Annotated in this window: 10 protein-coding genes; 8 read left to right on the plus strand and 2 right to left on the minus strand. The window is 66.9% G+C overall.

The genetic code is table 11. From position 1 onward, the window contains the following. Window positions 1–42 precede the first annotated feature (42 nt). Window positions 43–1,617, minus strand: coding sequence for a glycerol kinase GlpK (gene glpK / locus AC1DK4_RS16890; protein ID WP_441624024.1), 1,575 nt, complete (start codon window positions 1,615–1,617; stop codon window positions 43–45). 57 nt (window positions 1,618–1,674) lie between these two features. Between glpK and AC1DK4_RS16895 the strand changes: the two genes are divergently transcribed. Beyond that, the gene (locus AC1DK4_RS16895; protein WP_441624022.1) at window positions 1,675–2,562 is read left to right on the plus strand and encodes an NUDIX hydrolase; all 888 of its coding nucleotides are present in this window, start codon (window positions 1,675–1,677) and stop codon (window positions 2,560–2,562) included. 29 nt (window positions 2,563–2,591) lie between these two features. Continuing rightward, entirely contained in the window at window positions 2,592–3,458 is an 867-nt protein-coding gene (gene purU / locus AC1DK4_RS16900; protein WP_441624020.1) for a formyltetrahydrofolate deformylase, read from the plus strand. 130 nt (window positions 3,459–3,588) lie between these two features. Here purU and AC1DK4_RS16905 read toward each other — a convergent pair whose 3' ends face one another. Continuing rightward, on the minus strand, window positions 3,589–4,356 hold the full coding sequence (locus AC1DK4_RS16905) for a DeoR/GlpR family DNA-binding transcription regulator (RefSeq protein WP_477131651.1): 768 nt from the start codon (window positions 4,354–4,356) through the stop codon (window positions 3,589–3,591). A 168-nt stretch (window positions 4,357–4,524) separates the two neighbouring features. Here AC1DK4_RS16905 and AC1DK4_RS16910 point away from each other — a divergent pair, with 168 nt between their 5' ends. The 6 genes from AC1DK4_RS16910 (at window position 4,525) to AC1DK4_RS16935 (ending at window position 10,646) form a co-directional block, all read left to right on the plus strand. After that, a complete protein-coding gene (locus AC1DK4_RS16910) occupies window positions 4,525–5,628 on the plus strand; it encodes an ABC transporter ATP-binding protein (protein WP_441624016.1) in 1,104 nt (367 codons plus the stop codon). 1 nt (window position 5,629) lies between these two features. Continuing rightward, entirely contained in the window at window positions 5,630–6,736 is a 1,107-nt protein-coding gene (locus AC1DK4_RS16915; RefSeq protein ID WP_441624014.1) for an ABC transporter ATP-binding protein, read from the plus strand. A gap of 5 nt (window positions 6,737–6,741) precedes the next feature. After that, window positions 6,742–7,626, plus strand: coding sequence for a carbohydrate ABC transporter permease (locus AC1DK4_RS16920; RefSeq protein ID WP_477131652.1), 885 nt, complete (start codon window positions 6,742–6,744; stop codon window positions 7,624–7,626). Next, window positions 7,619–8,440 carry a carbohydrate ABC transporter permease gene (locus AC1DK4_RS16925; protein WP_441624012.1) on the plus strand — a complete coding sequence of 274 codons (822 nt, stop codon included), beginning with the start codon at window positions 7,619–7,621 and terminating at the stop codon, window positions 8,438–8,440. Before AC1DK4_RS16920 ends, AC1DK4_RS16925 begins: the two co-directional genes overlap by 8 nt. Before the next feature lie 10 nt (window positions 8,441–8,450). Beyond that, window positions 8,451–8,759, plus strand: a complete 309-nt coding sequence (locus AC1DK4_RS16930; protein ID WP_441624010.1) for a DUF2160 domain-containing protein — start codon at window positions 8,451–8,453, stop codon at window positions 8,757–8,759. Window positions 8,760–8,915: 156 nt separating this feature from the next. Then, window positions 8,916–10,646, plus strand: coding sequence for an ABC transporter substrate-binding protein (locus AC1DK4_RS16935; protein WP_441624047.1), 1,731 nt, complete (start codon window positions 8,916–8,918; stop codon window positions 10,644–10,646). Window positions 10,647–10,989 lie beyond the last annotated feature (343 nt).

Consider the following 10,989-nt stretch of genomic DNA (forward strand, 5'->3'; position numbering starts at 1 on the left):
TGTGGTGCCGTCCGGCGGGGGCTAGGTGCCGCTGCCGGGCCTTCAATGCGTGGTGCGCGTCGGCGCGCCGTCTTCGCGCGCCCAGTCGCGCGCGCGTTCCACCGCGCGGTGCCAGCGCCACAGCTGGTAGGCGCGCGCGTCGGCGCCGAGATTGGGTTCGAAGCGGTGCTCCACCTGCCACTGGCTGGCGATTTCCTCTTCGCCGCTCCAGTAGCCGGTGGCCAGGCCTGCCAGGTAGGCCGCGCCCAGCGCGGTGGTCTCGGTCACGCGCGGGCGCACCACGGCCGTGCCCAGCAGGTCGGCCTGCATCTGCATCAGCAGGTCGCTGCGCGAGGCGCCGCCGTCCACGCGCAGCTCGGCCAGCGAGATGCCGGCATCCTTCTGCATCGCATCCAGCACGTCCACGCTCTGCAGCGCGATCGACTCCAGCGCTGCGCGCGCGATATGCGCCCGTCCGGTGCCGCGCGTGATGCCCACCAGCGTGCCGCGCGCGAACGGGTCCCAGTGCGGCGCGCCCAGGCCGGCGAAGGCCGGCACCAGCACCACGCCGCCGGTGTCGTCGCACTGGCGCGCCAGCGGCTCCACCTCCGGCGCGCTGTTGATGATCTGCAGCCCGTCGCGCAGCCACTGGATGGTGGCGCCGCCCATGAACACGCCGCCTTCCAGGCAGTATTGGGTGCGGCCCGCGGCCGGCGCGTCACCGCCCAGTTGCCAGCCGACGGTGGTGAGCAGGCGGTTGTGCGAGGCGACCGGCTGCGCGCCGGTGTTCATCAGCAGGAAGCAGCCGGTGCCGTAGGTGTTCTTGGCCATGCCGGGCGACAGGCAGGCCTGGCCGTAGGTGGCGGCCTGCTGGTCGCCGGCGATGCCGGCAATGGGGATCTCGGCGCCGAACCAGCGCAAGGCCGTGCGCGCCACCTCGCCGCTGGAGGGCACTATCTCGGGCAGCAGGCTGCGCGGGATGTCCAGCAGGCCGAGCAGGGCGTCGTCCCACGCAAAGTCATGGATATTGAACAGCAGCGTGCGCGACGCGTTGGAGACATCGGTGACGTGGCGCTGGCCGTCGGTGAGCTGCCAGATCAGCCAGCTGTCCACGGTGCCGAAGGCGAGTTCGCCGCGCGCCGCGCGTTCGCGCGCGCCCTCGATGTTGTCCAGCATCCAGCGCAGCTTGGTGCCGGAGAAATAGGCGTCGATGATCAGTCCGGTCTTGTCGCGGAACAGGTCGCCATGTCCCTCGGCCTGCAGCGCCTCGCACATCGGCGCGGTACGACGGTCCTGCCACACCAGTGCGCGGCCGACCGGCTCGCCGGTCTTGCGGTCCCACAGCACGGTGGTCTCGCGCTGGTTGGTGATGCCGATGGCCTGCACCTGGCTGGCGGCGACGCCGGCATCGCCCAGCACTTCGTGCGCCACGGCCAGCTGCGACTGCCAGATCTCGTAGGGGTCGTGCTCGACGTGGCCGGGGTGCGGGTAATATTGCCGGAATTCGCGCTGCGCGACCCGCACCACGTTGCCGGCGTGGTCGAACAGGATGGCGCGCGAGCTGCTGGTGCCCTGGTCCAGCGCCAGCACGTAGCGTGGCTGGCCCGGGGTTTGCCCCGGCGGCGGGTTTTGCTTCATGCTTTTTTTCCTGGATGCATTTTCGCGGGCGCGCCGTGGCGGCCGCCCGAAACATTCATGTCCGATACCTTGCCCGAAAGCGGGCGCCGCGACGCTGGCGCCCCGACCCTCTCACGCATCGCCGGCGCGCTGGCGGCGCGCAGCCGCTTCGACGCCGGCGCCCATCTCAGGCTGACCGTGGACGGCCGGCACGTAGGCTGGCTGCCGCGCCTGCATGCGCGGATCCTGCGCGCGCAAACCGCCGTGCCAGCGGTACTCGGGGAAGCGCCGGACGGCGGCGCAGCGCTGCTGCCCGGCTGCACGGAGCCTGCCGCGCGCAGCGCCGCGCTGGCCACGCTGGCGCGCTGGCTGGCGGACGCCGGCCATGTGCGCGGCTGGCGCGATGAATTGTTTGCGGTGACGCCGGCGCTGGAGGCGCCCGCGTTCGCGGTGATCGAGCGTGCCGCCGCGCGCTTTCTCGGCTTGCTGACTTTCGCCTCGCACATGAACGGCGTGATCGATGGCGAGCGCGCGTTGTGGATCTCGCGGCGCAGCGCCGCCAAGGCGGTCGACCCCGGCATGTGGGACAACCTGGTGGCCGGCGGCATGCCGCACGGCAGCGATCCGCTCGCCACGCTGGTGCGCGAGTGCGACGAGGAATCCGGCATCCCGCCTGCGCTGGCGCGGCGCGCCGAGGCGCACGGCGTGATCGAAGTGCTGCGCGAGATCCCGGAGGGCGTGCAGTGGGAAGCCGTGTACGTGTACGACCTGTTGCTGCCCGCGGACTTCGTGCCGCATAACCGCGACGGCGAAGTGGCCGAGCACCGGCGTATCGAGCCCGAGGCATTGCTTGCTATCATGGCGGATGGCGCCATGACCGTCGATGCGACGCTGGTGACGCTGGATACGCTCAAACGCCGCGGCTGGGGCTGCGGCGGGAGCGCACCCGGCACCCACCGCGCATGATCGGCGCGCACTCGACAGAACAACACACGATGAGCAATACCGGATTCATTCTCACCATTTCCTGCCCGGATCAGCCGGGCATCGTCCATGCCGTTTCTGGGCTGCTGTTCCAGCACGGCTGCAATATCGTCGATTCCGACCAGTTCGGCGATGAGTTCACCGGCCGCTTCTTCATGCGCGTGCATTTCACGCCGAGCGCGGGCGGTCCCGACCTGGCCACGCTGAAGGCCGCCTTCGCGCCGGTSGGCGACCAGTTCGGCATGCAGTGGGAATTGTTCGACGCCAGCGTCAAGCCGCGCGTGATGATCATGGTGTCCAAGATCGGCCACTGCCTCAACGACCTGCTGTTCCGCGCCAAGGCCAGCGGCCTGCCGGTCGAGATCGCCGCCATCGTGTCGAACCACCGCGATTTCTACCAGCTGGCCGCGTCGTACGACATCCCGTTTTTCCACCTGCCGCTGATGAACGCCTCGGCCGAGCAGAAGGCCGCGCAGGAAGCCAAGGTGTTCGAAGTCGTGCGCGACCAGAACATCGACCTGGTGGTGCTGGCGCGCTACATGCAGGTGCTGAGCGACGACCTGTGCCGCAAGCTGGCCGGCCGCGCCATCAATATCCACCACTCCTTCCTGCCCAGCTTCAAGGGCGCCAAGCCCTACTACCAGGCGCACGACCGTGGTGTGAAGCTGATCGGCGCCACCGCGCACTACGTCACGGCAGACCTGGACGAAGGCCCGATCATCGAGCAGGAAATCGAGCGCGTGGACCACAGCATGGATCCGGAGCAGCTCACCTCGGTGGGGCGCGACGTGGAGTGCGTGGCGCTCGCGCGCGCCGTCAAATGGCACGCCGAGCACCGTATCATCGTGAACGGCCACAAGACGGTCGTCTTCAAGTAAGGCCCCCGGTGCGTGCCCGGCGCGACATGCGCGGGCATCGCCCGAGCCGGTGACGCCTGCAGGGCGCATCGGTGGGCGCGCCAGCGGGCGCACCAGCGGGCGCACCAGCACGCGCGGCAAGCCGCCGCGTTCAGTCCTGCGCGACCACACAACGCACTCCGCTGTCTTCGAGCATGCGCTCGAATGGTGACTTGAGCGGCTGGTCGGTAAACAGCCTGTCGATCTCCGACAGGTGCGCCAGCTCCACCATGGCCTGGCGGTTGAACTTGCTGGCATCGGCCGCGAGCCAGATCTCGCGCGAATGCTCGATGATGGTCCGCGCGACCTTCACTTCGCGAAAGTCGTAATCGCGCAGCGTGCCGTCGGCCTCGATGCCCGAGATGCCGATCAGGCCGATATCCACCTTGAACTGGCTGATGAACTCCACCGTGGCCTCGCCCACGATGCCGCGGTCGCGCGAGCGCAGCACGCCGCCGGCCACGATCACCTCGCAATCGGGGTTGTCGGCCAGGATGTTCGCCACGTTGAGGTTGTTGGTGATCACGCGCAGGCCGCGGTGATGCATCAGCTCGCGCGCGATCTCTTCGACCGTGGTGCCGATGTTCAGGATCAGCGAGCAGCCTTCCGGGACCTGGCTGGCCACGGCGCGCGCGATGCGCGCCTTGCCTTCGGCGTTGAGCACCTGCCGCTGCCGGTAGGCGATATTTTCCACCGTGGAGCCGTCCACGCGCACGCCGCCATGGAAGCGCGCCAGCATGCCGTTCTCGGCCAGCAGGTTGACGTCGCGGCGCACGGTCTGCAGGGTCACCMCGAACTTGCGCGCAAGCTCGTCGATGGAAGCGAAGCCCTGGCTGCGTACCTCTTCGAGCAGGGCGGTCTGGCGTGGATTCAGCGTCATGCCGGCATTCTAGTTCAAACAGAAACGAAAACAAATGATGCGGTGCATGATTGTTTTATGTTCGTTTATGCACTAAAACGAGCGGGAAGCAAGGATTTGTGCGTCTGCATCATCGTCGTACAGGTGATGCGGCAGACACTTGGTGAGCATTCGAATTCCGGAGACTCGATGCAGCTCAGATTGGAAGGCATCGCCCAGCAGGCTGGTTCGCAGGCGTATCTGTATCCGATGTCGCTGGTGCCCGTGGCGGGCGCAGTGACCATCTTGCTGGGGGCCACCCAGGCCGGCAAGACCTCCCTGATGCGGGTCATGGCGGGACTGGACCGGCCCAGCGCCGGGCGCGTCGAAGTGGACGGCGTGGACGTGACCGGCGTGCCGGTGCGCGAGCGCAACGTCTCCATGGTCTACCAGCAGTTCATCAATTATCCATCCCTGACGGTCTTCGACAATATCGCCTCGCCGCTGCGGTTGCGCCGCGCCAAGGATATGGATGCGCAGGTACGGGCGCTGGCGGCGCGGCTGCATATCGAGCATCTGCTCGAGCGCTATCCCGCTGAACTGTCCGGCGGGCAGCAGCAGCGCGTGGCGCTGGCGCGCGCGCTGGCCAAGGGCGCGCCGCTGATGCTGCTGGACGAGCCGCTGGTGAACCTGGACTACAAGCTGCGCGAGGAACTGCGCGAGGAACTCACGCAGCTGTTCGCGCACGGCGATGCCACCGTGATCTATGCCACGACCGAGCCTGCCGAGGCGCTGCTGCTGGGCGGCCATACCGCGGTGCTGGATGCCGGCGAGCTGCTGCAGTACGGACCCACGCCCGAAGTCTTTCACTATCCTGCCTCGCTGCGCGTGGCGCGCGCCTTCAGCGATCCGCCGATGAACCTGATGTCCGGCGAGCTGAAAGCCGGCACCGTGGCCCTGCAGGGCGGCATTGCGTTGCCGCTGCCGGAAGCCGCGGGCCACGGCGGCCCGGTGACTGTCGGCGTGCGCGCCGGCGCCTTGCGGCTCGATGCCGTGCCCGGCACGGTGCCGCTCGCCGGCAAGGTGGCGCTGGCCGAGCTGTCGGGCTCCGACACCTTCGTCCACCTGGACTCGCCGGTGGGCAACCTGGTGGCGCAGTTTCCCGGGGTGGTGGATCTGCAGCTCGGCGCGCCGCTCACGCTGCATCTCGACCCGACCCAGCTTTACCTGTTCGATGCCGCCGGCAAGCGCATCCACGCGCCCAGCCGGCCGCTCCGGGTGGCGACGCCGGTGACCGCGGGGCAGGGAGCCTGACATGGCGCGCATCGACCTCGACCTGTCCCATTCCTACCGGCCGGACCCGCAGTCGGACGAAGACTATGCGCTGCTGCCGCTGAAGTTCAGCTTCGACGACGGCGGCGCCTATGCCTTGCTGGGGCCGTCCGGCTGCGGCAAGACCACCCTGCTCAATTGCATTTCCGGCTTGCTGCGCCCCTCGCACGGCACCATCACCTTCGACGGGCGCGACGTGACCGCGGCCACGCCGCAGGCGCGCAATATCGCCCAGGTGTTCCAGTTCCCGGTGATCTACGACACCATGACCGTGGGCGAGAACCTGGCCTTCCCGCTGCGCAACCGCGGCGTGGCGCCGGCCCAGGTCAGGGAGCGGGTGGGCCGCGTCGCGGAAATGCTGGATCTCTCCTCGTCGCTGGACCGGCGCGCCAGCGGGCTGGCGGCCGACGCCAAGCAGAAGATCTCGCTGGGCCGSGGSCTGGTGCGCCAGGACGTCTCCGCGATCCTGTTCGACGAGCCGCTCACGGTGATCGATCCTCACCTGAAATGGCAGTTGCGCCGCAAGCTCAAGGAGATCCACCACGAGTTCCGCCTCACGCTGATCTACGTCACCCATGACCAGACCGAGGCGCTCACCTTCGCCGAGCAGGTGCTGGTGATGTCGCGCGGCAAGGCGGTGCAGGTGGGCTCGGCCGATGCCCTGTTCGAGCGCCCGGCGCATACGTTCGTGGGCAACTTCATCGGCTCGCCGGGGATGAATTTCCTGGCCGGGTCGTGGCGCGACGGTGCCCTCGAGATCGCCGGGCGGCGCTATATGCCGGAGTTCTCGTCCACGACGGCGGCGGCGCTGCAGGCGGCCGGCGGCTTCAAGGTCGGCGTGCGCCCGGAGTACCTGCGCCTGGCCGCGGCCACCGATCCGCAGGCGGTGCCCGCGCGCGTGGAGCGCGCACAGGACATCGGCACCTACTGGCTGGTCACCGCCACCGTGCAGGAGCCCGGCGGCGAGCCCGCCATCATCCGCGCGCGGCTCGGCAACGAGGCCGCCGGGCTGGCGCAGGGCCAGACCGTGTGGCTGTCCGTGTTCAACCGTCATACCTGTTACTACGTCAACGAGGAGCTGGTGGCATGAGCACGCTGAAGCCCGTCAACCAGAAGGCCTGGCTGCTGGTGATCCCGGTGGTGCTGTGCGTGGCGTTCTCCGCCATCCTGCCGCTGATGACCATCGTCAACTACTCGGTGCAGGACATCATTTCGCCCGAGCGGCGCGTGTTCGTCGGCACCGAGTGGTTCCGCACCGTGCTGCGCGACGGCGAGCTGCACGATGCGCTGCTGCGCCAGCTCGGCTTCTMGCTCGCCGTGCTGGCCGTGGAGATCCCGCTGGGCATCCTGCTGGCATTGTCGATGCCGGCCAGGGGCTGGAAGGCCTCGGCGGTGCTGGTGGTGATCGCGCTGTCGCTGCTGATCCCGTGGAACGTGGTGGGCACCATCTGGCAGATCTTCGGGCGCACCGACATCGGCCTGCTAGGCGCGGCGCTTGCCGGCATGGGCTTCGACTACAACTACACCGGCAGTGCGCTGGACGCCTGGGTCACGGTGCTGGTGATGGACGTGTGGCACTGGACGCCGCTGGTGGCGCTGCTGTGCTACGCCGGGCTGCGCGCGATCCCCGACGCCTACTACCAGGCTGCGCAGATCGACGGCGCCTCGCGCCTGGCGGTGTTCCGCTATATCCAGCTGCCCAAGCTGCGCGGCGTGCTGATGATCGCGGTGCTGCTGCGCTTCATGGACAGCTTCATGATCTACACCGAGCCCTTCGTGCTGACCGGCGGCGGGCCGGGCAACGCCACCACCTTCTTGTCACAGTACCTGACGCAGAAGGCCGTGGGCCAGTTCGACCTGGGCCCGGCCGCGGCGTTCTCCATCGTCTACTTCCTCATCATCCTGCTCATGTGCTTCATCCTCTATAACTGGATGCAGCGCGCGGGCACCGCCGGCAGCGAGGACATGCCCCATGCGTGACGCCCAGCAGCGCGCGACCTACGGCCGCGCGGTCTTTCTCCTGGTCTACCTGGTGTTCGCCATCCTGCCGATCTACTGGATGCTGAACATGTCGTTCAAGTCCAACGAGGAGATCGTCTCCACGCTGTCGCTGTGGCCGAACGACTTCACGCTGGAGCATTACAAGACCATCTTCACGGATGTGTCGTGGTACTCCGGCTATATCAACTCGATGATCTACGTGGCGATGAACACCGTGATCTCGATCACGGTGGCGCTGCCCGCGGCCTATGCGTTCTCGCGCTACCAGTTCATCGGCGACAAGCACGTCTTCTTCTGGCTGCTCACCAACCGCATGACGCCGCCGGCGGTGTTCCTGCTGCCGTTCTTCCAGCTCTATACGACYATCGGCCTGATGGATACGCACCTGGGGGTGGCGCTGGCGCACCTGGTGTTCAACGTGCCGCTGGCGGTATGGATCCTGGAGGGCTTCATGTCCGGCGTGCCGCGCGAGATCGACGAGACCGCCTATGTGGACGGCTACTCGTTCCCGCGTTTCTTCCTGACCATCTTCCTGCCGCTGATCAAGGCGGGCGTGGGCGTGGCCGCGTTCTTCTGCTTCATGTTCAGTTGGGTGGAACTGTTGCTGGCGCGCACGCTGACCTCGGTCAACGCCAAGCCGATCGTCGCCACCATGACGCGCACGGTTTCGGCCTCGGGCATGGACTGGGGCGTGCTGGCCGCGGCGGGGGTGCTGACCATCGTGCCGGGCGGCATCGTGATCTGGTTTGTGCGGCACTACATCGCGAAGGGCTTCGCGATGGGCCGCGTGTAAGGGGGAGTGCATGCTGAGCTGGATGGTCTGGACCACCCCGGTGGCCGTGTTCTTCATCTGCGTGGTGCTGATGCTGATCTGCATGACGGTCTGGGAGGCGCGCGCACCCACGCTGGAGCGCAAGGGCTTCCTGCCCATCGCCACCACGCGCGGCGACCGCCTGTTCATCGGCCTGATGTGCGCCGCGTGGATCAACCTGGCGTGGGTGGGGCTGGGCGAGAAGATGGTGGCCTGGTTTTCGCTGGCCGAAGAACCGTCGATCTGGATCAGCTTCGTGACTTCGATGCTGGTGCTGGCACTGGTGATGCGCAAGGGCTGATGCTGGTGGAACAAGCCAGGACGGGAGCAGCGCGACGACAGGAATAAAGCGACGGAAATCTCGTCAATGGGCATGGCGGCCTGCACCTTCCCCGGACCGCAACCCAGACAAAGAGCAGGGAGGGGGATTCTCGAGGAGACGTTCATGAAGGTGCACGTGAAATTGGGCATGACGGCCATGGCCTGCGCGGCGGCGCTTGTCTGCGGCCATGCCGCATGGGCAGGCGAGGCGGAGGCCAAGAAGTGGGTCGACAGCGAATTCCAGCCGTCGTCGCTCTCCAAGGACAAGCAGCTCGCCGAAATGAAGTGGTTCATCGACGCCGCCGCCAAGCTCAAGGCCAAGGGCGTCACGCAGATCAGCGTGGTCTCGGAAACCATCACCACCCACGAGTACGAATCCAAGACGCTGACCAAGGCGTTCGAGGAGATCACCGGCATCAAGGTCAAGCACGACATCATCCAGGAAGGCGATGTGGTGGAGAAGCTGCAGACCTCGATGCAGTCCGGCAAGTCCATCTATGACGGCTGGATCTCCGACTCCGACCTGATCGGCACGCACTACCGCTACGGCGCCATCCTGCCGCTGACCGACTACATGGCCGGCGCCGGCAAGGAATGGACCAATCCCGACCTGGACGTGAAGGACTTCATCGGCACGAAGTTCACGACGGCGCCCGACGGCAAGCTCTACCAGTTGCCCGACCAGCAGTTCGCCAACCTGTACTGGTTCCGCGCCGACTGGTTCGCGCGCAAGGACCTGCAGGACAAGTTCAAGGCGAAGTACGGCTATGACCTCGGCGTGCCCACCAACTGGTCGGCCTACGAGGACATCGCCAACTTCTTCTCCAATGACGTGAAGGAGCTGGACGGCAAGAAGGTCTTTGGCCACATGGACTACGGCAAGAAAGACCCGTCGCTGGGCTGGCGCTTCACCGACGCGTGGCTATCGATGGCGGGCGCGGCCGACAAGGGCCTGCCCAACGGCATGCCGGTGGACGAGTGGGGCATCCGCGTCGGCGCGGACAAGTGCACGCCGGAGGGCGCCTCGGTGTCGCGCGGGGGCGCCACCAACAGCCCGGCCGCGGTCTATGCGCTTACCAAGTACATCGACTGGATGAAGAAGTACGCGCCGCCGCAGGCCATGGGCATGACCTTCTCCGAAGCCGGCCCGGTGCCGGCGCAAGGGCAGGTCGCGCAGCAGATCTTCTGGTACACCGCGTTCACCGCCGACATGACCAAGAAGGGCCTGCCGGTGGTCAACGCCGACGGCACGCCCAAGTGGCGCATGGCGCCGTCGCCATACGGCCCGTACTGGAAGCAGGGCATGCAGAACGGCTACCAGGACGTGGGCTCCTGGACCTTCTTCAAGAACACCGATGCCAACCGGCTCGCGGCGGCGTGGCTGTACGCGCAGTTCGTGACCTCGAAGACGGTGTCGCTGAAGAAGTCGCTCACCGGCCTGACCTTTATCCGCGACAGCGATATCCACCACGACTACCTCACCAAGAACGCGGCGCAGTACGGTGGCCTGATCGAGTTCTACCGCAGCCCGGCACGCGTGGCCTGGACGCCGACCGGCACCAATGTGCCGGATTACCCGAAGCTGGCGCAGCTGTGGTGGAAGAACGTGGCGACCGCCGTGACCGGCGAGAAGACCCCGCAGGCCGCGATGGACAACCTGGCCGACGAGATGGACCAGGTGATGGGACGGCTGCAGCGCGCCGGCATGAGCAACTGCGCGCCCAAGCTCAATCCCAAGAGCGATCCCGCCAAGTGGCTGTCGGACGAGCACGCGCCGTGGAAGAAGCTGGCCAACGAGAAACCGAAGGGCGAGACCATCGCCTACGACAAGCTGCTGCAGGCCTGGAAGGAAGGCAAGGTCAGGTAGGCACGGTGTGAACCGGCAGGACGCGGCAGGCGTCCTGGTCCGGCCGGGCGGCGCAACGCAGTCGGTTGCGCCGCTTTTTTTGGGGGATGGCGGGGAGGCGCGACAGCATTCGTGCAAAAGTGCGCCATTGCAGACGCGCAAGCCCCATCCAAAGATTCTTCTGAAAACTCCTTGACTATCTATCTACCAGTAGATAATATTCTGCTCATGGAAGCCACTGCTCCGCCCCAGCAAGAAAGCTGAAGCAGGAAAGAGGATCCAGCGCAGTACCGGGGACACCCCGTTTTTTTTGGCCAGACAGTCTATCTACTAGTAGATAACAGCCAGGGGAAGCGAAGGACTC

The sequence above is a fragment of the Cupriavidus sp. 05N38 genome, assembly GCF_056397345.1.